This is a genomic window from Acinetobacter sp. N1-1, assembly GCF_056711485.1.
Window position 1 is genome coordinate 1,186,893 of the sequence record NZ_JBWXUO010000012.1, and the last position, 24,043, is coordinate 1,210,935.

The 24,043-nt window shown below is 35.9% G+C and carries 19 protein-coding genes; 8 read left to right on the forward strand and 11 right to left on the reverse strand.

The window, feature by feature from the left end; translation table 11 throughout:
• Positions 1–7: 7 nt before the first annotated feature.
• From AC1MPL_RS05940 to AC1MPL_RS05955, 4 genes are all read right to left on the reverse strand, one after another.
• The gene (locus AC1MPL_RS05940; protein ID WP_479764893.1) at positions 8–487 is read right to left on the reverse strand and encodes an NfeD family protein; all 480 of its coding nucleotides are present in this window, start codon (positions 485–487) and stop codon (positions 8–10) included.
• A 101-nt stretch (positions 488–588) separates the two neighbouring features.
• A complete protein-coding gene (locus tag AC1MPL_RS05945; protein ID WP_479766172.1) occupies positions 589–1,455 on the reverse strand; it encodes a patatin-like phospholipase family protein in 867 nt (288 codons plus the stop codon).
• Between the two features lie 118 nt (positions 1,456–1,573).
• The gene (locus AC1MPL_RS05950; protein WP_479764894.1) at positions 1,574–1,825 is read right to left on the reverse strand and encodes a lysophospholipid acyltransferase family protein; all 252 of its coding nucleotides are present in this window, start codon (positions 1,823–1,825) and stop codon (positions 1,574–1,576) included.
• Positions 1,826–1,886: 61 nt separating this feature from the next.
• The gene (locus AC1MPL_RS05955) at positions 1,887–2,174 is read right to left on the reverse strand and encodes a lysophospholipid acyltransferase family protein (RefSeq protein ID WP_479764895.1); all 288 of its coding nucleotides are present in this window, start codon (positions 2,172–2,174) and stop codon (positions 1,887–1,889) included.
• A gap of 526 nt (positions 2,175–2,700) precedes the next feature.
• Here AC1MPL_RS05955 and AC1MPL_RS05960 point away from each other — a divergent pair.
• The 5 genes from AC1MPL_RS05960 (at position 2,701) to AC1MPL_RS05980 (ending at position 8,361) form a co-directional block, all read left to right on the forward strand.
• A complete protein-coding gene (locus AC1MPL_RS05960) occupies positions 2,701–4,107 on the forward strand; it encodes a DcaP family trimeric outer membrane transporter (RefSeq protein WP_479764896.1) in 1,407 nt (468 codons plus the stop codon).
• Between the two features lie 180 nt (positions 4,108–4,287).
• A complete protein-coding gene (locus tag AC1MPL_RS05965) occupies positions 4,288–5,934 on the forward strand; it encodes a phosphoethanolamine transferase (protein WP_479764897.1) in 1,647 nt (548 codons plus the stop codon).
• Positions 5,935–5,953: 19 nt separating this feature from the next.
• Positions 5,954–6,631 (forward strand): response regulator transcription factor, encoded by a 678-nt coding sequence (locus tag AC1MPL_RS05970; RefSeq protein WP_479764898.1) that lies wholly within the window; start codon positions 5,954–5,956, stop codon positions 6,629–6,631.
• Between the two features lie 15 nt (positions 6,632–6,646).
• Positions 6,647–7,990, forward strand: coding sequence for an ATP-binding protein (locus AC1MPL_RS05975; protein ID WP_479764899.1), 1,344 nt, complete (start codon positions 6,647–6,649; stop codon positions 7,988–7,990).
• A gap of 11 nt (positions 7,991–8,001) precedes the next feature.
• Positions 8,002–8,361 carry a YidH family protein gene (locus tag AC1MPL_RS05980; protein WP_479764900.1) on the forward strand — a complete coding sequence of 120 codons (360 nt, stop codon included), beginning with the start codon at positions 8,002–8,004 and terminating at the stop codon, positions 8,359–8,361.
• 39 nt (positions 8,362–8,400) lie between these two features.
• On the opposite strand, the gene AC1MPL_RS05985 is transcribed toward AC1MPL_RS05980, so the two are convergent.
• Positions 8,401–11,304, reverse strand: a complete 2,904-nt coding sequence (locus AC1MPL_RS05985; RefSeq protein ID WP_479764901.1) for a valine--tRNA ligase — start codon at positions 11,302–11,304, stop codon at positions 8,401–8,403.
• A gap of 146 nt (positions 11,305–11,450) precedes the next feature.
• Here AC1MPL_RS05985 and AC1MPL_RS05990 point away from each other — a divergent pair, with 146 nt between their 5' ends.
• A complete protein-coding gene (locus AC1MPL_RS05990) occupies positions 11,451–12,134 on the forward strand; it encodes a hypothetical protein (protein ID WP_479764902.1) in 684 nt (227 codons plus the stop codon).
• Positions 12,135–12,173: 39 nt separating this feature from the next.
• On the opposite strand, the gene adeC is transcribed toward AC1MPL_RS05990, so the two are convergent.
• From adeC to sdsA, 5 genes are all read right to left on the reverse strand, one after another.
• Positions 12,174–13,640, reverse strand: a complete 1,467-nt coding sequence (gene adeC / locus AC1MPL_RS05995; RefSeq protein ID WP_479766174.1) for an AdeC/AdeK/OprM family multidrug efflux complex outer membrane factor — start codon at positions 13,638–13,640, stop codon at positions 12,174–12,176.
• Positions 13,640–16,816 (reverse strand): efflux RND transporter permease subunit, encoded by a 3,177-nt coding sequence (locus AC1MPL_RS06000; protein WP_479764903.1) that lies wholly within the window; start codon positions 16,814–16,816, stop codon positions 13,640–13,642. The genes adeC and AC1MPL_RS06000 overlap by 1 nt, the downstream gene beginning before the upstream one ends.
• Before the next feature lie 6 nt (positions 16,817–16,822).
• Entirely contained in the window at positions 16,823–18,043 is a 1,221-nt protein-coding gene (locus AC1MPL_RS06005) for an efflux RND transporter periplasmic adaptor subunit (RefSeq protein WP_479764904.1), read from the reverse strand.
• Between the two features lie 659 nt (positions 18,044–18,702).
• Positions 18,703–20,760: a site-specific recombinase gene (locus tag AC1MPL_RS06010; RefSeq protein ID WP_479764905.1), complete on the reverse strand. Its 2,058-nt coding sequence runs from the start codon at positions 20,758–20,760 to the stop codon at positions 18,703–18,705.
• A gap of 14 nt (positions 20,761–20,774) precedes the next feature.
• A complete protein-coding gene (sdsA, locus tag AC1MPL_RS06015; RefSeq protein ID WP_479764906.1) occupies positions 20,775–21,752 on the reverse strand; it encodes an All-trans-nonaprenyl-diphosphate synthase in 978 nt (325 codons plus the stop codon).
• Between the two features lie 357 nt (positions 21,753–22,109).
• On the opposite strand from sdsA, the gene rplU reads away from it, so the two are divergent.
• Both rplU and rpmA read left to right on the forward strand, forming a co-directional pair.
• The gene (rplU, locus tag AC1MPL_RS06020) at positions 22,110–22,421 is read left to right on the forward strand and encodes a 50S ribosomal protein L21 (protein ID WP_023272536.1); all 312 of its coding nucleotides are present in this window, start codon (positions 22,110–22,112) and stop codon (positions 22,419–22,421) included.
• A gap of 18 nt (positions 22,422–22,439) precedes the next feature.
• Positions 22,440–22,697, forward strand: a complete 258-nt coding sequence (gene rpmA, locus AC1MPL_RS06025) for a 50S ribosomal protein L27 (RefSeq protein WP_023272535.1) — start codon at positions 22,440–22,442, stop codon at positions 22,695–22,697.
• Positions 22,698–22,759: 62 nt separating this feature from the next.
• Here the strand turns inward: rpmA and pstS are convergent, their stop codons facing one another.
• Positions 22,760–23,785, reverse strand: coding sequence for a phosphate ABC transporter substrate-binding protein PstS (gene pstS, locus AC1MPL_RS06030; RefSeq protein WP_479764907.1), 1,026 nt, complete (start codon positions 23,783–23,785; stop codon positions 22,760–22,762).
• Positions 23,786–24,043 lie beyond the last annotated feature (258 nt).

A 24,043-nucleotide genomic window follows, 5' to 3' on the forward strand; every position in this document is an offset into this window, starting at 1 on the left:
TTATATCCTAATTTAAATTTGATTTTTCATATGCATTATGTAATTTAATGAGTAACTTTTCACCTTGAATTCCTATGACTTCAATGCGATCACCAACATGAAGAGGCCTATCACATTCACTTAACCACTCCTCCGAGCCTAATAAGGGAACAACGAAACGAACTTTAACACAGCTTTCATTAGAAAAAGTTTGTATTACAGTACCTGTTTGTCCGAGTATCTTTTGAGTGTTAGAGGGATTCTGATTACGCCGTTTTGTGAATGGTTTAATAAAGTTAAACCATAAGATAGTATTGAGAATAGAGAAGATAGCCCAAATTAAAATTTGAGTGGCTGTGCTCATCCAAGGCGAAAGCCAGTATAAAAAACTAAGCATAATGGCTGCAATACCAAACCATAAAATAGCAAAAGTTGCTAAACAAAGTTCAAGTAAAATGAGCACGATGCCGAGAACAAACCAATGCCATGGCTCAAGCATAATATTCATCTAATATTCTCATATAGGAAAAGATATATTAAAAATACAAGCATCATTAGTTTATTAATTTATCAAATGATGCTTGGAAAGCATATATAAATATGAGGGAATTAAAATTTTGCTTTTGGCGCAGGTATATATGCAGCAGGAGAGTGCTTAAATTGAGCAATAGCTGCATCAATTTGTTTTAGTTGTGATTGTGTTGCTTTTTCACCTTCAATAATTGCTTGATTAGCAACATTTAGATCCATAACACCAATATGGTCTACTCGAGGACGAATGACAATATTTGCATATCTAAGTTCATCTTGAATACTTTGTTGTCCCATAATATTAATTGTTTGATCAAGTAAACCCCACATATTACTTGCAGTATTTTTTGTACCCATAGGGCGTGCAGAAATATCCACAGCAATGACGATATCAGCACCCATATCTTTTGCAGTTTTTACAGGTATAGGGCTGACTAAACCTCCATCAACATAGTCAACTCCTCCTATTCTTGCAGGAATAAATACATTTGGAATACTGCAAGAGGCACGTACAGCTTGTCCTGTATTACCCCGAATAAAGTCAACTTTTTGCCCATTATCTAAGCGTGTTGCAACTGCTGCAAAGCGAATGGGTAATTGTTGGATTGGTTTATTCTCAACTTGGGTATTAATATAGTCTTGCAGTTTTTGCCCTATTAAGAAGCCCTGACGACTAAATGTTAGGTCTCTTAAATCTGACTCTTTAAGCTGATATGCAATTTGTTGTAGTTGATAAGGTGTTTTTCCACTAGCGTAAATACTTCCTACAAAACTACCTGCACTTGTACCTGTAACGATTTTTGGTCTAATACCATGTGACTCTAAAACTTTGATTACCCCGATATGTGCAAAGCCTTTTGCACCACCGCCACCTAGTGCGAGTGCAATGATAGGTTCTCTAGGTTGCTTTTGTGTTTTTTCTGCTGTTGTACAACCCAAAAGCATAGTGCATAAAACAAAAAGAAATGAAAGATGACGAAATTTTGCCATAGTAAGTAGCATTTCAAGATAAGGAATTGGTGGCACATATCATCAGATTTTATATAAGTTTTCTAGCTTATTTTTAATTGTTTTTGTAACGGTAAAGAGATAGTTGAGAGATATTTGGGGTAGTAATTTTGAGAGGTGTAAAAAGATAAGATAATTGATAAATCTTTTTATAATTACCAATAGGCATAAAGCTTTCAAGGCTGCTCAGTGTTTTTGTTTGGTAATTCAGGCAGAATATAACAATAGGAACTTTTGCACCATCAGCGATGCGATAAAAACCACTTTTCAAACTAGAAGCTTGTTGTCGAGTTCCTTCAAGAGCCATATCAATTCAAATATATTTTTTGTTATTTAAAGTTTCAATAGCTTGTTGAGTAAAACCACTTTTACTGTTTCTTTTTATTGGAATATGGCTTTAGTGGGGTATTAAAAAGATCACCTTTCGCAAAAATAGAAATTTTAACCCTTAAATCTAAAGTACCAATCATTGCATACCATTCATTAAAACTTGAAGTATACGGTAATAAGATTGCAATATCTTTAGGTATACTTGGAATACTACCTTCAAATTTCCATCCCTGTATATGTAATATACTTTGAAAGAAACAATGAGAGTATGTATTGCCTCTAATTGCAAGATTAGGAGGTAATACAGGGCAAAGTTTTTTACTCATCTGGACTTAAGATTGAAATATATATGAAATTAAGGGATAAATTTTTGGATTGTATCTGACCTAAAAAAAATAAAAAATACAGCATTGGTATACTTGTTACGTAAAATATTTTCTGTAATTTATATATTTCAGGAAAAATTAAGTTTATATAAGTGCTAAAAATAAATTTCTGATTAATATGGTTAAAAAATATAAATCGAAGTATTTTAGTGAAATTTCAGATAAATTTTAGATGTGAATATCTATTTTTTTCATATCTCTGTAATAAAATATTGTTTTTATTTGTCGCACGAAAGAGCTAGTTTTTAACTAGCAAGAACATTTATTACAAAAGATAAGGTTTCTTATACTTTGTATATACCAATAAGAAGTATTTCAATAGAAATAAGACCTTTGGTGTATATAAAAAGATCAAAAATAGAAATATTATTAATTTTTGTAATGATTGTCATAATTTTGTTACTTTTATTTGCAATATTAAGGCTAATTTCGATAGCGATTACTCATTTTGAGGATGGAGAACTCTGTGGTTAAGGTAAATAAACTAGCACTTTCTATTAGTGCGGCTTTAATTTTGGGGACTGTAGGGTCTGCACAAGCTGCAACGAAGACAACAGTACAACAACAGCAAGTATCAGACCTACAGGCACAGGTAGCTCAATTACAACAGCTGGTTCAACAGCTCTCTAGTCAACAGCAGCAACTTGCTGGCCAGCAAAATCAGCTCTCTGGACAACAGCAACAGCAAGCAGTACAACTTCAACAACAAGCAATTCAGTCTTTAGAAAAGCCAGTAGTAGCGCCAAAAGAAGCAAGTGCTAAGCCAGGTTGGATTGCTCTCGCTGATGGTAAAACACAGCTAAAAATTTATGGTAACGTCCGTACAGATGTAACTTATGACACGCAAGGTGTTGTAAATGATGTTTATAATAAAACAAATACTGTTCCGTTAAATACGCAAACTAAAGGTGCGAAGGACTCTTTAAATGCTTCAGCAGCAAATGCACGCTTAGGTGTTGATGTTACTCGTGCGACTGAGTATGGTCAGTTAAATGCAAAAGTTGAAGCAGACTTCATGGATGGCACATATACGAATGGTAATGGGCAGTTCAGATTGCGTCATGCTTATGTGTCTCTAGGTAACTGGCTAGTTGGTCAGACGGTATCTCCTTTTGTAACAGATACACCAAATACTGTTGACCCTAATGGTATTATGGGTGCAGCATCATTAAAACCTGTACAAGTACGTTATACACAGCCTATTACAAAGAATCAGAAACTACTAGTAGCTTTAGAGGGTAATTATAAAGATCCAAATACCTTCAGTGGTACTAGTCAAACTAGTGGTGGAAATAGACTACCTTCTTTGACAGCGCAATATGCTGCAACGACAGCTGATAAAAAAGCTTCTTTACAGGCAGTTGGTTTTTTACATGAAAATCGTGTTGCACAAAAAGATACGAAGCAAGCAACTGATCTTGGCTGGGGTGTAGGTATTGGAGGTAAATATAACCTCACAGATAATGATGCAATCTTAGCAAACTATTATCACGTTGTTGGTGATAGTAAATATATGCTTTATAAAAACTCTGATGCTTATTTTGCTACAGTCAAAGGTAATTCATATACAATTGCTGAAACTAAGATGGATGCAGCTTTTGCTGGTTACACACATAAATGGAATAAGCAATTCCAATCATCTGTATTAGGTGGTGCAATTTGGTATAAGAAAGATGGATATAATACGAGTACCACAGCTCTACAATCAACTTCAAATAACAAATCACTCTATAATGTACTTGTAAATACATTCTATACACCAGTAAAAGACTTTGATTTAGGCGCTGAATATACATATGGTCAGCGTAAAACATTTGCGAATCAAACAGGTGACTATTCACGTATAAACTTTATGGCTAAATATAGCTTCTAAGTTAAACTATATTAGTTAGCTGAGTAAAAAAACCGCAATAGATTGGTCTGTTGCGGTTTTTTATTTTAAATCTGCTAAAGTGCATTACCTACATTGTATGTGACAATGTATGTGAAAATTTATGTTTGTCTTTTTGCAAGAAAACATAAGTTGTAATCATTTAAGTAGAAGTAGTTTTTCATGCCTTTCTTACAGTTTATCCGAAGTAAAATACCTGCCCTCACATTAGGGAAGTTTAATTTAGTTCTCGCTATTTGGTTGGCATGTGCTTTAAATATTAATTTTTTTAAAAAAGCTTTAAGCTATTCAGGTTTACATGGTTTTTATGCTGGTTTTTGGGTTGCTTCACTAATATTTGTTTTAACTGCATATTATTTTATTGTTCTTCAATTAATCTCATGGTCTTGGTCTAAAAAAGTTATTGCTGTTTTGCTTATTGTAATTAGTGGTTGTACTGCATATTTTGTAAATAGTATGGGCATTATGATTACGCCTGAGCAAATTCAGAATATGATGCAGACAGATACAAAAGAGGCATTTGCACTTGTATCTGGTGATCTTATTAGATGGCTTTTTTTATTTGCTGTTCTACCCAGTATTTTATTTTGTATTATTCCCATAAGAAAAGAAAATTTTAGAAAAATTGTTCTAAAAAAAATAATCAGTATTATCTCTGCATTGGTTATAGCAGGCACTCTTATATATGCTAGCTATATTGACTTTAGCTCGTTGTTCCGCAGTCATAGAGAAATAAGAGACTTGATCTCTCCGAATAATCTATTTAATTCAGGTTTAAGTTACTACAAGAAATTATCTTATAAACCATTGCCATTGGTACGTTATGGTGAAGATGCAGAACTTACCGTTAAACAGGAAAAACCTAAATTTCTGGTTTTAGTTATTGGTGAAACAGCACGGGCTGAAAGTTTTTCTTTAGATGGATATGAGAGAAATACTAACCCTGAGCTTTCTAAAATATCAGATTTAATTAACTTCAAAGATGCCCATTCATGTGGTACTGCAACAGCCGTTTCGGTACCTTGCATGTTTTCTGGAATGCCAAGAACAAGTTACGATAGCCGTTTAGTATCGCATAGAGAGGGATTGCTCGACATAGCACAACGTGCGGGTTATAAAGTCACTTGGATTGATAATAACTCGGGATGCAAAGGTGCATGTGATCGTGTACATCAATATGATATTCCAGAGAAATTACAAAAAAAATACTGCAAAGCAGATGGGGAATGTGACGATGAGATTTTACTTTTAAGTTTAAAAGAATATATTAAAAGTATTCATAAAGATGATCTTACACCCCAGCTTGTAGTGTTGCATCAAATAGGAAGCCATGGGCCAGCGTATTATGAACGCACACGTCCTGAATTTGAGCCTTTTAAACCTATTTGTCATACCAATACTATTCAAAACTGTGACCATCAAATATTGATCAATACTTATGATAATAGTATTGTTTATACAGATTATATTCTAAGTCAGGTCATTAGAAACTTACAGGAAAATCAAAAGTATCAAACGGGTTTTTGGTACTTGTCTGACCATGGAGAGTCTACAGGAGAAAATGGGCTATATTTGCATGGGGCACCTTACACATTCGCACCATCTCAACAAACGCATATTCCAATGATGATGTGGTTTTCAGATGATTGGAATAAAAATAATATGGATCAAGTAAGTTGTTTGAAATCTCAACAAAATAAATCAGTTGGGCAAGATAATTTATTTCCAACAATGTTGGGTTTACTTGACATAAAAACGCAAGTGATTAATCCAAATTTAAATATGCTGTCGTATTGTCACAGCCAATAAAGCACTAGAGCAGTAAATTATGACGAAAATATTAATCATTGAAGATGATTTCATGATTGCGGAATCGACAATTACATTGTTGAAGTATCATGGTTTTGAAGTTGAATGGTTTAACAATGGTTTAGATGGTCTATCTGATTTGGCAAAGCATCAATATGATATGATTTTGCTGGATTTAGGTTTGCCAATGATGGATGGAATGCAGGTGTTAAAGCAAATTCGTCAAAAGACGCAGACACCAGTTTTAATTATTTCCGCAAGAGATCAGCTAGAAAATCGTGTAGATGGTTTAAATCAGGGTGCAGATGACTACCTTGTAAAACCTTATGAATTTGAAGAGTTGTTAGCAAGAATTCATGCATTGTTAAGACGGGCAGGCATAGATGCTCAGAATACGCCAGCAGATAAAATTCTAAATAATGGTGAACTTATTTTAGATATCGAACAGCATATTGCTAAGTATAAAGGTCAAGTTATTGAGTTATCTAATCGTGAGTGGGCAATTTTAATTCCATTAATGATGTACCCCAATAAAATTTTCTCTAAAGCAAATTTAGAAGATAAATTGTATGACTTTGATAGTGAAGTATCGAGTAATACGATAGAGGTCTATATCCACCACTTGCGTACCAAACTTGGCAAAGATTTTATTCGAACGATTCGTGGTCTTGGTTACCGTCTTGGGCATAACTCTTAATTAGGTTGCTACAAAATGGAAAAACATAGCTCGTTAAATACTCGACTTGTAGTGCTGACATCGCTATTGAGTATTGTAATGGCATGTGTACTCATGTTCTCAACCTATCATATTGCACTTCGGGAGCTTACTCGGATTTTAGATGCGCAAATGCAGTTTTTAGCAAGTCGTGCAACAATGCTCAATTTGAAAAATACGCATAGCCAGTTGAATTTAGATCCAGATAAGCAACAAGAAGAGCTATTTATTGATATTTGGTCATATGATGATTTAGATGAATTAGATAGAAACCAACTTCTTGTCCCGCAGGTTAAAAAAGCTGGTTTTTATCAACATGAAACCGAGTCAGGAACATGGTATACCTATGTTTTACCTACGAAAGATTATCAAGTTCAGGTAAGTCAGCATCAACGGGTTCGTAAAGTATTGGCACTTGAACTTGCAGGTAGTATGGTTTTACCATTTCTTTTAATTATGCCATTGGCAATGTTAATTATTGTTTGGATCATTAAAAGAAGTTTAAAACCATTAGATGATTTGAAAAGTGAGCTGGCACAACGTGATTCTAATGAACTCACTCATTTAACAAATACACAGTATCCTATTGAGCTTTTACCAGCAATAACAGAGATTAACTATTTATTTGATAGAATTTCAAGAACACAACAAGAGCAGAAGCAATTTATTGCAGATGCTGCACATGAGTTACGAACGCCTATTACTGCACTGAATTTACAGACAAAAATTTTACTTAGAGATTTTCCTGAAAATCCCGCATTAATTAATTTAAGTAAAGGACTTGCACGTATTCAACATTTAGTTAGCCAGTTATTGTCTTTGGCTAAACAAGATACCTCTTTACATGTACTTGAACAGCCAAAACGATTTTTACTGAATGATGTTGCACTCAATTGTGTTGAACAGTTGATGAATTTGGCAATGGAAAAAGATATTGATTTGGGTTTTGAACGTAATGATGAAGTCATTATCCAAAGTTTTGAGCCAACAATTCACTCTATTATTTATAATCTAATTGATAATGCAATTAAGTACACGCCCAACTCTGGTGTGATTAATATTTCAGTGTATGAGGATACACATAGTAAGTTTGGTTTTGTATGTATTGAAGATAGTGGTCCAGGTATTCCTCAAGAGCAATATGAGGAAGTATTAAAGCGTTTTTATCGTGTGCATCATCATTTAGAGGTTGGTAGTGGTTTAGGGCTTTCTATTGTACAAAAAGCGACTCAGCGTGCAGGGGGGACTTTATCATTAGGTGAGAGTAAAGAGCTTGGTGGTTTAAAAGTTTTAATTAAATTACCGATGAAACTTATAGTTAGCGAAAATAATCTTCAATAAGTTGAATAGTTATGTCGAACTTAAATGATCCTCGTGTATTACTGGCCTTAGAAAGAACTTTGCTTGCATGGAATAGAAGTGGTTTAGGGTTAATTGCATTTGGTTTTGTACTAGAACGATCGACTGTTTTAGGGGGCTTTTTAAATCCTAGTGGAGAGGCACATAAGATACTGTTAAGTAAAGCCTTTGCAATTGTTATTGTTTTATTAGGCGTGATTATTAGTTTATGGTCTGTCCGACAGTATAAAACTGCATTGAAATCACTCACAGAAAGTGAAATGATTGAGGGGTATAGGACAGATTTACCCATGTTTCTTACAATGATAAGTGTATTATGTGGCTGTTTGCTGATAATCACATTCTTTGTATAAAAAAAGGGGCTGAATGATCAGCCCCTTTTTCTTATGTTTTTATAGATTTGCAATTTGTTCCATGTTGTATTTTACTTTTTCAAGTTGCGCTACAAACTCTGCAAGTTTAGCTTTTTCACCTTCTACAACAGCAGGTGGTGCTTTCTTAACAAAGCCTTCATTTGAAAGTTTATTTGCAATTTGATCGTGTTGTTTTTGAACTTTGTCTAAGTCTTTCTGTAGACGTGCAAGCTCCGCTTTTGGGTCAATTAAGCCTTTCATTGGTACAAATACAGATGCATGACCAATCACACTTGATGAAGAAAGCGGTGGCTCTTGTGAGTCACTGAGGAACTCAATACTTTCTACTTTAGCAAGGGCTTTAAATAAAGGTTCAATGCGTTGAATACGTGTTTGCTCAGCATCTGTAATATTTTTAAGCAATACAGGAAGTAGGCGTGCATTACCTAGACCCATTTCACCACGGATATTACGGACTGCACCAATTAAGCCTTGTAACCAGCTCATATCCGTTTCAGCTTGCTCATTGATCTTGTCTTCTTCAGCAATAGGGTAGTTTGCTGTCATGATGGTTTTACCTTCACGACCAACCATTGGTGCTAAAGTCTGCCAAATTTCTTCTGTAAGATATGGCATAAGTGGATGAGCAAGGCGTAAAGATGTTTCCATTACGCTAAGTAGTACACGTCTAACTTCTGATTTACGTTCAGCAGAAACATTTACATCATTTAGAACAGGTTTTGTGAGTTCAACATACCAATCGCAGTATTCATTCCAAATAAAGTCATAAATATTTTGTGCAGCGATATCTAAACGGTGTGTTTTAAATGCTTGGTGTACATTTGCTTCAGCTTTTTGTAGACGGCTGATAATCCACTTTTCAGGAAGTTCCCATAAGTCTGGATTCGCAGTTTGAGCAACATCCTGACCTTCAATATTCATTAGAACGAAGCGTGTTGCATTCCAAATTTTATTACAGAAATTACGGTATCCTTCGACACGTTTTAAATCGAACTTAATGTCACGTCCTGTATTTGCAAGTGCGCAGAAAGTAAAGCGAACAGCATCTGTCCCATAAGAGTTAATACCGTCTGGAAATTCTTTGCGGGTAGATTTCTCAATTTTTTCAGCTTGTTTTGGATTCATTAAGCCAAAAGTACGTTTTTTCACAAGGCTTTCAAGATCAATACCGTCAATAAGGTCTAAAGGATCTAAAACATTTCCTTTAGATTTAGACATTTTTTGACCTTCACCATCACGTACAAGCCCGTGTACATACACTGTTTTAAATGGTACTTGAGGTGTACCATCTTCATTTTTCATGAAGTGCATAGTCATCATAATCATACGGGCAACCCAGAAGAAGATGATGTCAAAGCCTGTTACAAGAAGATCTGTCGGGTGGAATGTTTTTAATGCATCATTGAGTGCATCTTTTGCTGCATCACCTGTCCAACCTAATGTTGAGAACGTCCATAATCCTGATGAGAACCATGTGTCGAGAATATCTTCATCTTGGTTGAGTTCGATATGGTTTGCAATGTTATGTTTTTGGCGAACTTCTTCTTCATTACGACCTACATATACATTACCTTCAGCATCATACCATGCAGGGATACGATGACCCCACCAGAGTTGTCTAGAAATACACCAGTCTTGAATGTTGTTCATCCAAGCCATATACATGTTGGTGTATTGTTCTGGAACAAACTTAATACGACCATCTTTTACAGCTTCTACAGCAGGCTCTGCAAGAGGAGAAATTTTTACATACCATTGATCGGTAAGTAATGGTTCTACAATAACACCCGAACGGTCACCACGTGGTGCTTTTAAGTCATAAGGTTCGATTTTTTCCAACCAACCTTCAACCTCAGCCTGAGCAACCATTTTCTTACGTGCTTCGAAGCGTTCTAGACCAATATAATCATTTGGTGCGGCAATTGTTTTTGAAATCTGCTCACCTGCTTTTGCAATGTATTCAAACTCTGCAAGTACTTCAGCATTTTTATTAAAGATATTAATAATTGGTAGATTACAACGTTTACCAACTTCATAGTCGTTAAAGTCATGTGCAGGTGTGATTTTTACACAGCCTGTTCCAAAGTCTTTTTCTACATATTCATCGGCAACAATAGGAATAAGGCGACCACTAATTGGAAGCACTATATTTTTACCAATCAGGTGTTGGTAGCGTTCATCTTCAGGGTGTACAGCAACAGCACTATCGCCAAGTAATGTTTCAGGACGTGTTGTTGCAACAATAAGATAATTTTCGCCGTTTTGAGTCTGTAGAGATTTATCTTCAAAGGAGTATTTGAAATGCCATAAAGAGCCTTTTTCTTCATGGTTTTCAACTTCTAAGTCGGAAAGGGCAGTTTGAAGTTTAGGATCCCAGTTTACAAGACGCTTACCACGGTAAATAAGCCCTTGTTCATGCAGTTGAACGAACACTTCTTTTACAGCGTGTGATAGACCTTCATCCATTGTGAAGCGCTCACGTGACCAATCTACAGAAGATCCTAGGCGACGAATTTGGCGAGTAATATTACCACCAGATTGTTCTTTCCACTCCCATACTTTATCAATGAACTTTTCACGGCCTAAGTCGTGACGACTAATATTTTCAGCAGCAAGTTGGCGCTCTACAACCATTTGTGTTGCAATACCTGCATGGTCTGTACCAGGTTGCCAAAGGGTATTTTTACCCATCATACGGTTATAGCGAGTGAAAGCGTCAATAATTGTATTATTGAAACCATGACCCATGTGCAAACTTCCTGTTACATTAGGGGGTGGAATCATCACACAAAAAGACTCGCCTTGGCCTGATGGTTTAAAATAACCATTTTCTTCCCAAGTTTTATACCATTTTTTTTCGATCTCGGTTGGATCATACGTTGTTGCAATATTCTGAGCTGAAGTAGCTTGTGAGTCAGTCATAGTAAACAGATCAAAAGTGAATGAATAATTAAATGTATTGTAGCAAAAAAAATAATGCTTGAGCGGACATGTATCATTCTGTGATATATAACAACAAAGTAAATAACGTGGTAACTTATAGCAATATAATTTTGGATTTTTGATTTATGTCGTATGCGGTGTATTTACGAGTAGAAGCACAAACCTATCAAAAATTTATTTCTATTCAAGAACGTCTTAATGCAGGGGAAAAACAGAAGCTAGCGCATGAGCTAGGTGATGTATTGGCAGATGTTTCTGTACAAATTATTCAGCAAGCTTTTATTGATTTGCTTGAACAACAGAAGCGCCGTTTAACAAGACCTGAAGGACATAAGGTTGCAGCAGATTCGGAGAAAGTGATTGAACACGTTCTTTCTGCATTTAAAAAATACTTACCGTGGGCAATTGCACTTTTTGGTAATGAACGATTACAGCCAATTGTAGAGTATTTCTCAAAAATGGTTCATCATGAAAATGGTGAAATTTATGTGAGATATCATGTCGCGTCTGATTTAGCAGAAAAGATATTAAAGAAAGTAAAGGCAATTCAGCAGGGAGATGCATCTGAAATAGCACTTGCTTTTGACTGTTTAAATGAAGTGATTGATACGGGTGTAGATCAGCTTATTCGAAAACCAAAAGCATTATTAAAATTTAATTTGGTTGTAGATAAAACATTGAATGGTGTCATTCAAGTGAGTACGAATATGGCATATAAGCGTCTGTCGTTACTAGGGAAGGAAGTAGAACTGACTTCAGCACCATATTATATCGACCATTTTATACAATTTTTGCATCATGAAGCATAAAATAAAAACCCACATTAATCATGTGGGTTTTTTTGATTATTATTTATTGTTTGATTGGGCTTCTGCACTAGAAGGTTGATGATAGGTTTGATCTGTACTGTATGCTTTGATACCACCACCTAATGTTTTATACAACTCAATTTGATTGTTTAGATTTGTCAATTCTAAGCTAAGGAGTGCTTGTTGAGCAGCATAAGCATCTTTTTGTGCAGTTAGCACGGTTAGATAGCCATCTATACCTGCACGATAACGGGCATCAGACAGTTGATAAGTACGATTGGTTGCAGATACAAGGCTACGTTGAGCATCTAAACGTTCACCAATATTTGCACGTGTTGCTAATGCATCACTTACTTCTTTAAATGCTGTTTGAATGGTTTTTTCATATGAAGCAAGAGCAATTTCTTGATCTACTTTAGAAATTTTAACATTTGCTTTGCGAGTTCCCCAGTCGAAAATTGGTAAATTTAGAGAGGGAGCAACTGACCAAATGAATGAACCTGATTTAAATAAGTTGGAAAGCTCAGATGAAGCAAGTCCTGCAGAGCTAGTTAGGCTAATTGTTGGGAAAAGTTGTGCTTTTGCAGCTCCAATATTTGCACCAGCTGCACTTAAACTATAAGCCGACTGTTGGATATCAGGTCGGTTATTTAGTAAATCACTGCTTAATCCAGTTGCAAACGTCATTTCATTTGTCACACTACGAATTGTACTTTTGGGTAGAAGCTCTGTTGGTACAGGTTGGCCTACCAATAAGTTTAGTGCATTTTGTGCCTGAGCAGCTTGGGTGCGATATGTACCTACATCTGCACGAGCCGTTTCTACAGAAATTTGTGCTTGACGTAAAGGTACTTCACTATCAATACCGACATCAAATCGTTTTTTATTCAGATTGTATGCTTGCATCTGAGTTTTTAGTGTATCTTCTGCAAGTTTTAGGTTGGCATTTGCATACGAATACTGTAACCATGCTTCTGCAACTTGACTAATTAAACTAATTTGTGTTGCATCACGTGTACTTCGCATTGCAAGATAACTATCTAGTGCTGCATCTTTTAAACTTTTGAGTCGTCCCCAAAAATCTAATTCATAGGATGTTACAGCAAGCCCTGCTGAATAAACATTTCCAGTTACAGGTAGGCCTGTAAGTACACTTTTAGAGCGTGAGCGTTCGAATTCCTCACTTGTACCAAGAGTTGGTAAGCGATTGTTTTCTGTAATGTTGTATTGTGCTTGTGCTTTTTGAATATTTAAGATTGCTGTACGCATATCTCTATTATTTTGCAGTGCCAGATCTATAACTTTTATCAGTTGAGGGTTGGAAAAGAAGTCTTTATACCCTTGTTCTGCAATTGATACCCCAGAGTTATGCTCAGTAGCGTATTGAGTAGGGATATCAGATTTTACAACAGGCTCTGGCCCGCGCATGCTTTGGCATGCAGCCAAAGCAAACGCAAGAGAGGAGACTGCAATACTACGACCTGTAATCGACCATATATTTTGCATCACGATTTATGCTCCTGAGTATTTGCAGTTTTTGGTTTATATTTAAAGATACTACGTATCCATACGAAGAAGACTGGAATAAAGAAAATACCTAGTAAGCAAGAACTAATTACGCCACCAAGTACACCAAAACCAACGGAATGTTGACTACCTGCACCTGCACCTGTAGAAAGTGCGAGTGGAAGTACACCAAAACCGAAAGCAAGGGTTGTCATAATAATTGGTCTTAGACGCATTTTTGCTGCATGTAATGTTGCGTCAAATAAGTCTTGTCCTTTTTCTTGCAGTTCTTTGGCAAACTCAACAATAAGAATCGCATTTTTTGAGGATAAGCCAATCACTGAAATCATCGCAACTTGGAAATAAATGTTGTTGACTAGGTTTGGATTTTTGAGAATAAAGAATCCAAAATAAGTCAGTGAAACTGCTCCAATTATACCAAGTGGAATCACTAATAATACTGAGAATGGAATTGACCAGCTTTCATAAAGCGCCGCAAGACATAAGAATACAATAAGTAATGAAAGTGCGTATAAATATACACCTTGTGAGCCTGAATCTTGCTCTTCTAAGGAAAGACCCGTCCATTCATAGGAGAAGCCAGAAAGCCCCATAGATGGTAACTTCTGCATAATCTGTTCCATTGCAAGCATTGCTTCACCTGAGCTTACACCTTCCGCAGGAGAGCCTTGTAACTCCATTGCAGAAACACCATTATAGCGTATTAGACTTGGTGAACCATATGTCCAATGACCAGACGTAAATGCTGAGAATGGCACCATATTGCCAGTAGAACTACGAACATACCATTTATTGATATCGTCAGGCATCATACGTGCGTCTGCTTGTCCTTGTAGATAAACTTTCTTCACACGACCATGATCTAGGAAGTCATTGATATAACTTCCACCCCATGCAATACCCATTGTATTATTAATATCTGAAATACTAACGCCTAAGCTACCTGCTTTTGCTTGATCGATATTAATTTGGTACTGGGATTCATCTTCCATACCATTTGGTCGAATCATACCAATACGTTTATCTTTTGATGCGAGTCCCAGTACAGCATTACGGGCTGCTAAAAGTTTTTCATGACCTTGGCCATTTAAGTCTTTTAACATAAAGTCAAAACCTTGGCTTGTACCAAGTTCAGGCATTGCTGGCAGTTGAAGAGGGTATATAAGAGTTGCATCTTTGATAATTGCATTTAGTGCAAGTGCACGTTTGGTTAAAGCACTAATTTGAGTTTCAGGTGTTTTACGTTCACTCCAATCTTTTAATCGAACAAAGGCAATACCTTGATTTTGTCCTTGTCCTGTAAATGAAAAGCCCGATACGCTAAAGACCGAAGCAACAGTGTCTTTTTCTTTATTAAGATAATAGTCACTGATTTTTCCTAGTGTTTTTTCGGTACGTTCTAAACTTGCATTTGTTGGTAATTGTACAAGGGTAAGCACTACGCCTTGGTCTTCATCTGGTAGGAATGAAGTCGGTAATGTTTTAACTAAAAACCCTAAGACGACAATAAGAAGAATGTAGAAAATACCAGACACCAGACGGTGGTGGGTCATACGGTTCACACCATTTTGGTAACGATGTGCGATTCGGTCAAAACTATGGTTAAACCATCTAAAGAAGCGAGCAAAAATCGAATTACTTGCAGGCTTATTTTCATCATGTTTTTTAAGAATGGTTGCACAAAGTGCAGGTGTAAATGTTAAAGCAACGATAAGAGATAAAATCATTGCTGTAACAAGAGTAATAGAAAATTGTCGGTATATTACACCCGTTGTTCCTGAAAAGAATGACATTGGAACAAATACAGCTGTCAGTACAGTTGTGATACCAATCAGCGCACCTGAAATTTGACTCATAGAGTTTTCAGTGGCAATGACAGGGTCTAAATGCTCTTCTGTCATAATCCGTTCAACATTTTCAACTACAACAATTGCATCATCGACTAACAGACCAATCGCAAGTACCATTGCAAACATGGTTAGTGTATTGATAGAGAAACCAAATACATTGATCATTGCAAATGTTCCGAGTACAACGACTGGAACGGCAAGAGTAGGGATGATAGTTGCACGCCAGTTTTGTAAGAACAAAAACATTACAAGAAATACAAGAATAATCGCTTCTACGAGAGTGTGAGCAACATTTCCAATTGAAATTTTAATAAATGGTGTACTGTCAAAAGCAATGGTGTCTTTTAGACCTTGAGGGTAGTTTGGTCTTAGCTTCTCTAAAGCCGTCTCAATGTTTTTTGCAGTTTCAAGCGCATTCGCACCTGTTGAAAGACGAATAGCAATACCTGCAGCAGGTTTACCATTATATTTAGAGTCAAATGCATAGTTCGATGAACCAAGTTCTACTTTAGCAACATCTTTTAAGCGAACAATTGCACCAGTATTATTTTTTAAAATGATATTTTGGAACTGTTCAGGTGTTTGCAGTAGACTTTGTGCATTTACAGTTGCATTTAGAACCTGTCCAGCAACAGCTGGTGCTCCACCTAATTGACCACCAGCAACTTGAGTATTTTGTGCTTGAATTGCAGTAGATACATCAGAAGGAGTTAGTTGATAACTTGTCAATTTGTTTGGGTCGAGCCAAATACGCATGGCATATGAGCCACCAAAAACTTGAAGTTCACCGACACCAGCAACACGACTTAAAGGATCTGAGAGATGACTATTGACATAGTCTTTAATATAAGCACCGTCTAAGCTATCGTCTGGTGAGTAAAATGAGATGACTTGTAAAAAGCTTGCACCAGATTTATTAATAGTCACACCTTGACGCTGTACAGATTCTGGTAACGAAGAAAGAGCTGTTTGCATCTTATTCTGTACTTGTACTTGTGCAATGTTAGGATCGATACCTTGCTTAAAGTTGACATCTACTTCTACAGATCCAGTTGCTGAACTTGTTGATGTAATATAGCGTAGACCATCTAAGCCATTCATTTGTTGTTCAATAACTTGTGTGACTGTATTTTCAATAGTCTGAGCGGATGCGCCTGGATAAGTTGCAGTAATCGAAATTTTAGGTGGAGCAATTGTTGGATACTGTGCAATAGGCATGTTGAATAGAGAAATAATCCCTGCCAACATAATAACTAGTGCAATAACCCATGCGAAAATAGGACGGTGTATGAAAAATTTGGCCATCGTATCCTACCCTTTAGTTGTATTTTGGTTGGATGTAGACGGTGATTGTGCGCTGGTCACGGGTTGTGTTTCATTAGTTTGATACGGTTTAATTTTTACCTGCTCACCAGCTTTTACTTTTGCAACACCATCAACAATGACTTTATCTCCTGGATTCAATCCTTTGGTAACAATCCAGTTTTGACCTTGAGTACCTGATGTTTCTACATTGCGAGATTCAACAATACCTTTTTCATTAGCAACGAGTACAATCGCCTGATTAGAAGGAGTACGACTTAAGGCAAGCTGTGGAATTAGATAAGCATTTGGTATGATGCCCTGACTAATTTCAGCAGTTGCATACATTCCAGGAAGAAGTAGATGTTTTGTATTTGGAAATACAGCACGTACAGTTACAGTTCCTGTTTGCTCATTTACATTTGCATCTGAGAATGCCAATGTACCCTCAGTTGAATAGTAACTACCATCTTCAAGTTTTAGCTTAACTTTTGTATTATTACTACGGTCTATACTACCTTGACTAAGATTTTGGCGTAAGCGCAATAGCTCGGTACTAGACTGATTGATATCCACATATATTGGATCAAGCTGTCGAATGGTAACAAGAGAACTTGTTTGATTGGCTGTGACAAGTGCACCTGCTGTTACAGACGATGGACCTGATTGACCTGAAATTGGTGAACGAATTGTTGAGTAGCCTAAGTCAACTTCTGCATTACTCACTTGTGCACGTGCAGCCTCTACTTGTGCTTTTGCTACATTGACTTGCCCCACAAGATCATCATAATCTTGTTTTGCAACAGCATGGCTAGATACAAGTTCTTTATAACGATTAAGTTTAATTTGTAATGATTTTAGATTTGCCTCTTGTTGTAGTAATGTCGCTTTGAAGTTCTCTACACTTGCTTTATTGGTACGAGAGTCAAGTTGATAAAGAGCTTGTCCTTCGCGAACAAAACTACCTTCTGTGAATAATCGACGTAAGATAATACCGCTGGTCTGTGGTCTAACTTCCGATACTTGGTAAGCTGTTGTACGCCCTGATAATTCGATAGATTGCTCTACATTCTGTGGTTGTGCTGTAATTACACCTACTTCAGGAGCAGGGGCTTGCTGTTGACCAGCATCTGCTTCTGTGGAAGTGTTTTTACTACAGCCAACTAGGGCTAAGCTTACAGCCAAAGCACAAGCACTTAAGGTTGGTGCCCAAAGTTTAGCTGACCTCATTCTTTTCACCTCATTTTGATTTTTAAATTTCATTATTAGATTTTGTTTACTTATGATAATAAATATAATCATTAAGTAAAAAAATAAATATAGCTCTTTCTCTAGTATGCATAATGGATAGCCTTAGATTTCTGCCGAAGGTCTATTAAGTTGCTAAACCAAGAAAAATTAAAAAATATAGTAAATACAATTATATTTAGGGTGTTAGCCCAAAATGATTGTATGGTTATAGCCAGGAGATAATAAAAATTACTGTTTTTATATATGTAAGAAAATAAGGTTATACATAGATTAAATGGTCTAAATATAAAACTGAAGCAATCTATTTTTCTTAAAAATCTTAAGTTATTGCCAATTAATCTTACACTATATAAATATATACCTACATGTAAGAATCTTTTAAGTTTCTTACTATCAAAACTAGATTTATATTTTTGATATTTAGGCTGAATGTTATGGGTGTAATGCAAAAAATGCTTACACATAAAAAGAATACTACCTATGAAAAATAAGTAATACACCATGTATTACACCTATAAAGTTAGCGCAAATTGTTAGGATTGTTCAAAGTGTACTTGTCAGTACACTTTTTTTCAAGTGACAAATATACTCTACATAATTTATGTAAAGATACTCTAGAAATATAACTGAAAATAAATTTAGTTATCTTTTTTTTGTGTTTGTTTTACGTGATTTTCTAATGGTATTTTCTCCTTAGGTGGCCAAAAGAAATCACTTGGTCGTGTAAAGAAATGAGTAAGAACAAGTTTTGCCAAAGGCTTCCATTGTTCAAATCTTACCTGTCTTGCTCTTAGAGCAACAAGAATAGTTAAGCTGAAGCTTACAAATAAGTTTGTAATACCAATTAGTGCAACGCCTAAGCATGAAATAAGGATAAGACCAATATCAGGAGAGCCACCTACGGAGAGCAAACCTTCTATTAAGTTTGCTGAAGCAAAAGCAATATGGCGAATATCAAGTGGTAGTCCCAAAATGAATCCAAGCGTTCCCATGCTACCAAGCATGATACCAAATAAAAAGTTACCCGAAATTGCACCTAAGTTACGCTGAATATAATCTGCAAATTTATTTTGTCTTTTCTCACCAAGAATTCTTCTTAGCCCAGCATGCATTTTTAAGCGAGATCCTATTTTTCGATAGATCGCCATATTATCAAAATAACCCGCTATTAAACCTGATAGAAACAGACATACACCAGCAATTGCTGCATGAGGTACTGCAAGAGATGTAAAAGGGTCTAACGTATGTAAAAGACTTGTTGCTTTGGTATTGCTTAGTAACTTTTCACCGAATAAAGTGGGCCATGAAAGTGTAATGATAGCTGAAACAGGAATAGCAACGGAAATATTACCGAGTATTGCAATAAACTGAGTACGAATAATATTTACAATGAGTTCGGTAAGCTCTGCAAGTTGAGCTGTTCTTGAACCTTTACGTTGTTGTACTGTTGATGCAAGTGCCGCAGCAGTCATGGCGGGTTGTTTTGTTGCAACTGTAAAATTTAATACATGAATAAATACAAAACCTAGACTATAGTTCATACTGTAAGTGAAAGCATGCAAAATAGGTGCAAGTGAAAGTCGCGTAAGTAAAATTTTAATAACGGACATGGCTGCAATAATAGAGCCGGCACCTGCGGCAGCTTTATACATTGCAAAGAATCCTTTTTTATCTGTGCTTACATAGTGTTCACCCGTTTTGCTTGCATTTTCTGTCACTTGTAATGCGAGTAACTCACTATTTGTAGAAAGCAAAGCACCAACACGTTTTTCACTATGATTGGCTTTGACAAGATCGTATAACAAATCATGAGTCGCTTGTTTTTGGGTATTGGCGTGATTGCTTACAATTTGTAAGAGGATTTCAAGTCTTTCGAGACTTTGTTCTAATACTGTTAGCAAATAGGTAAGTGTAAGGCTCACACCAATTCTTTTGGTTGCTCGACGAATGCTATTAACAACGTTTTGACATTGCTCAATCATTACAAAAGCTTGTGCAGCATCTGGTGGAATAGATACACTGACTTGTTGTGCGCTTTCTATACTATTTTTATATTTTGAAATAAAGTCTGTAATTTCTCTATTTTGGGCCAGAAAAGGGGACTCTTGCTCATTTAATTTTGGCTCTGCATAAAGGAGTTCAGGGAAAAGCCCAATACCACTGATGCGATAACTTAATATGTTGATTGCCTTTAATAGATTTTCTTTAATTTGAAATTTTTCATTTTGTAAGTCCTGATTTATAGATAAATTTTGAAAAATTGTAGTCCAGTCATCTTTTTCAATTCGATCTAACCAATATTTGTCGCTAGATAAGTAAAATACTTTCCCGATTAGCTCTTTAATTTCAGCATGGTCAATAATAGGTGGCAGTAGATGGTACATCATTCGTTGACTTAGTTGATTCCAGAAACCATCTAAAGCAAGTATTCCACTATCAGCATATAGGTTAGCTTGTTTGTATTGTGTAATTAGCTTGATAAGGTATTGGCTTAATGCATTACGAAAGTCTAGATTTTGTTCTAATACCTGTATAAAAAGTTGAATATTTTTTTTTACTTCTTGTGTGTTTTTAGGGGTTCTAGGACGAATATTGGCAATAAGTTGGACAAGAGGGTGTTCATTTAAAACAGCTTGAGGTGTTTCAAGCTGTTGTTTTATTTCTTGATAAACCACATCAAATGATTTTTTTTTCATAGGTTGAACTTTAATTATTGAATACGATTTAAAGCCATCATGGCTAAGTTGTATAGTGCTTTTTTAGCAGGGCTATCTGGTAGTACGCTTAAACCATCTATAGCACTTTGAGTTTCTTCATGAGCGCGGCGACGGCAATAATCTAAAGCACCACTGTTTTGTACAATAGAAATGACTTCCTCAAGATCGTTTAATCCACCTGTGGCAATACTTTTATAAATAACATCATGTGCTGAGCCAGTTGTATTTTTTAAAGCAGCAATAAGAGGAAGAGTTGGTTTACCTTCCATCAGATCATCACCAATATTTTTTCCTAATATTTCAGCATCTGATGTGTAGTCTAAAATATCATCGATAATTTGAAAAGCATTACCAAAATGTCCAGCATAGCGTTTTAAGCCATCACGGTACTCTGGTCTGCCAGCAAGCATTGCTGCACCTTCAGTTGCTAATTGAAATAGGCGAGAAGTCTTTCCATAAATAATATTAAGATAAGTTTCTTCAGATGTTTCTGGTTGGTGTTGGGCTTGAAGCTGTAAAACTTCACCTTCAGCAATTTCACAAGTACCCGTAGAGAACTCTTTAAGTAATGCCATGTCATTTAAATCAACCAAAAGATCGAATGAACGAGCAATAAGAAAGTCACCTACTAATACAGCTGTTTGATTATTCCAAGTCGCATTTGCTGTTGGTTTACCACGGCGTAAGTTAGAATCATCTACCACATCATCATGAACAAGAGTTGCTGTATGTAGCATTTCAATAACTGCTGCTAGGCGTTGAGTACGGGCCAAATCTATTTCACCACATGCTTGTGCAGCGAGTAAACACATAATTGGGCGCATTCGTTTACCACCAGCTTCCACGACATGTTTGCTGACAGACATGACCAATGCAACTTTTGAGCTGATCCCCTCGTTAATAAATTTATCCATTGCAGTAAAATCAGCAGCAACAGGTGCAAGAATATCGTGCTTAAAGTCGATGGCCATAGAATTTAAAACCTTTAAGGATGTGAAGATATTTTTTCAAGATCAATAAAGCATAAATTAAGACACTTAATTACACTTTTAGATTTTAGCTTTAAAACATTCGTTTTATACCATAAAAACGTTAACTCTTTATAAAACTTCTCTTTCTTCACTATTATTCTTATTAAAAATAACCAATTAAATTACTTTATATAATAAAAATGCCTGTATAAGAAAAAAACAAATTATAGCACTTGTTGTTTTGCTTAAATTTACTTAAAATAACCCCCCTTTAGATAGATACCCCCAGTGGCGTTCGTTTTAAGATCGATATATCCCTTTATCGGCACGACGACACGGGCAAGTTGGAGTACACTTATGTACGCAGTAATCCAAAGCGGTGGTAAACAGCACCGTGTGGTTGAAGGCGAAACCCTTAAAGTTGAATTATTGAAAGCTGAAACAGGCACAACTCTTACATTTGATGATGTATTAATGGTTGTAAATGGCGACAGCGTTCAAATCGGTGCTCCAGTTGTAGCTGGCGCTAAAGTAACTGCAGAAGTGGTTAGTCATGGTCGTCACGACAAAATTCGTATTGTAAAAATGCGTCGTCGTAAACATTACCGTAAACAACAAGGTCACCGTCAATGGTTCACTGAGTTGAAAATTACTGGTATTTCAGGCTAATCACGAGGAGTAAGAGACATGGCTCACAAGAAAGCTGGTGGTTCGACACGTAACGGTCGTGATTCAAACCCAAAAATGCTAGGTGTTAAAGTTTACGGTGGCCAAGCTATCGCAGCTGGTAGCATCATCGTTCGTCAACGTGGTACAGAGTTCCACGCTGGTGCAAACGTTGGTATGGGACGTGACCATACTTTATTTGCTACATCTGATGGTGTAGTGAAGTTTGAAGTAAAAGGTCAGTTCGGCCGTCGTTATGTAACTGTTGAATCTGTTTAAGATTTAAAGAGTTCACATAAAAAAAAGCTCGCATATTTGCGAGCTTTTTTTATGGAAATTTATTATTTAATGTTAGCTGACCAATATGATTCAATATTTTTAACTAGCTCATTTGGGAGGGGAGTATATTTCAATATTCCCGCATAAACTTGACCATTGACTAACGACCACTTAAAGAACTTTAAAGCTTCATTAACCTCTTCTGCAGAGCTTCCCTTTTTTTGCATAATCACAAATGTTGTAGTAATAATTGGCCAAGCCTCTTTGCCTGAAGCATTGGTAATAATATTATAAAAATCTGAATCTTGATTCCAGTTCGTATTTAAAGCTGCTGCTTGAAGTGATGCCACATTAGGTTGTACAAACTTGCCATCTTTGTTTTGTAGAGAAATATGACTCATTTTATTTTCTATACTATATGCGAGGTCTACATAACCAATTGATCCCCTAATTTGTTTAATAGACCTAGCAACACCTTCATTCCCTTGGCTTCCTGTACCGATAGGCCATGATACAGATGTACCTTCACCAACTTGATTGTTCCAAGTAGGGCTCACTTTAGAAAGATAATTTGTCCAGTTGAATGTCGTTCCTGAACCATCAGATCGACGTACTACAAAAATGCGCTGATCTGGTAGTTTAATTGCTGGATTTATTTTTTGAATTTCTGGGTTATTCCATCTTGTTATTTTTCCTAAAAAAATATCTGCAAGAATAGGTCCTGTTAGGCGTAATTCTCCTGCAGAAATACCTTCAATATTTATAATAGGAACAATACCATCAATAACGATCGGGAATTGTTTTAAGTTAGCTTTATTTAATTCATGTGATGTTAATGGTATGTCAGATGTACTAAATGTTAGGTTGCCACTCCGAAGGTCTGTAATGCCTAATGCTGAACCAACTGAATGATATGTAATTTGGTGGCCTGTTTTTACAGTGTATGTGGCAGCCCACTGAGAAATGATAGGGTAAATAAAGCTACATCCTGCACCTTTAATTTCGGTTGCATGCCCTGAGGATAATGTAAGAAGAATAAATAATTTAAGTAAGAATAACTTTACAAAATTCTTTGTGAAGTTCGTCATAAAAGTTCCTAAATAGAGGTAATTTTAATTAATTGTATTATATGTGTTATTATTTGTTAAAAGTGTGATTTGTTATGCATATAATTAAAAAAAATTAAATTAATTAACTTTCTTTTAATTATCACTATAGATTTACAGTTGTTTGCATATAAATATATAAATAATAGTCATAATGATACAAAAATCTTTATTTTTTATGTTATTAGATTTTTTGTGCTCAGGTAATATAAACCTTAATATAAATATAATTCGCATATT

Excerpts from the sequence above, each read along its gene's own strand:
- AC1MPL_RS05940 (WP_479764893.1), bottom strand. The coding sequence starts at position 487 with ATGAATATTATGCTTGAGCCATGGCATTGGTTTGTTCTCGGCATCGTG.
- AC1MPL_RS05945 (WP_479766172.1), bottom strand. The coding sequence starts at position 1,455 with ATGCTTTTGGGTTGTACAACAGCAGAAAAAACACAAAAGCAACCTAGA.
- AC1MPL_RS05950 (WP_479764894.1), bottom strand. The coding sequence starts at position 1,825 with ATGGCTCTTGAAGGAACTCGACAACAAGCTTCTAGTTTGAAAAGTGGT.
- AC1MPL_RS05955 (WP_479764895.1), bottom strand. The coding sequence starts at position 2,174 with ATGAGTAAAAAACTTTGCCCTGTATTACCTCCTAATCTTGCAATTAGA.
- AC1MPL_RS05965 (WP_479764897.1), top strand. The coding sequence starts at position 4,288 with ATGCCTTTCTTACAGTTTATCCGAAGTAAAATACCTGCCCTCACATTA.
- AC1MPL_RS05970 (WP_479764898.1), top strand. The coding sequence starts at position 5,954 with ATGACGAAAATATTAATCATTGAAGATGATTTCATGATTGCGGAATCG.
- AC1MPL_RS05975 (WP_479764899.1), top strand. The coding sequence starts at position 6,647 with ATGGAAAAACATAGCTCGTTAAATACTCGACTTGTAGTGCTGACATCG.
- AC1MPL_RS05980 (WP_479764900.1), top strand. The coding sequence starts at position 8,002 with ATGTCGAACTTAAATGATCCTCGTGTATTACTGGCCTTAGAAAGAACT.
- AC1MPL_RS05985 (WP_479764901.1), bottom strand. The coding sequence starts at position 11,304 with ATGACTGACTCACAAGCTACTTCAGCTCAGAATATTGCAACAACGTAT.
- AC1MPL_RS05990 (WP_479764902.1), top strand. The coding sequence starts at position 11,451 with ATGTCGTATGCGGTGTATTTACGAGTAGAAGCACAAACCTATCAAAAA.
- adeC (WP_479766174.1), bottom strand. The coding sequence starts at position 13,640 with ATGCAAAATATATGGTCGATTACAGGTCGTAGTATTGCAGTCTCCTCT.
- AC1MPL_RS06000 (WP_479764903.1), bottom strand. The coding sequence starts at position 16,816 with ATGGCCAAATTTTTCATACACCGTCCTATTTTCGCATGGGTTATTGCA.
- AC1MPL_RS06005 (WP_479764904.1), bottom strand. The coding sequence starts at position 18,043 with ATGAGGTCAGCTAAACTTTGGGCACCAACCTTAAGTGCTTGTGCTTTG.
- AC1MPL_RS06010 (WP_479764905.1), bottom strand. The coding sequence starts at position 20,760 with ATGAAAAAAAAATCATTTGATGTGGTTTATCAAGAAATAAAACAACAG.
- sdsA (WP_479764906.1), bottom strand. The coding sequence starts at position 21,752 with ATGGCCATCGACTTTAAGCACGATATTCTTGCACCTGTTGCTGCTGAT.
- rplU (WP_023272536.1), top strand. The coding sequence starts at position 22,110 with ATGTACGCAGTAATCCAAAGCGGTGGTAAACAGCACCGTGTGGTTGAA.
- rpmA (WP_023272535.1), top strand. The coding sequence starts at position 22,440 with ATGGCTCACAAGAAAGCTGGTGGTTCGACACGTAACGGTCGTGATTCA.
- pstS (WP_479764907.1), bottom strand. The coding sequence starts at position 23,785 with ATGACGAACTTCACAAAGAATTTTGTAAAGTTATTCTTACTTAAATTA.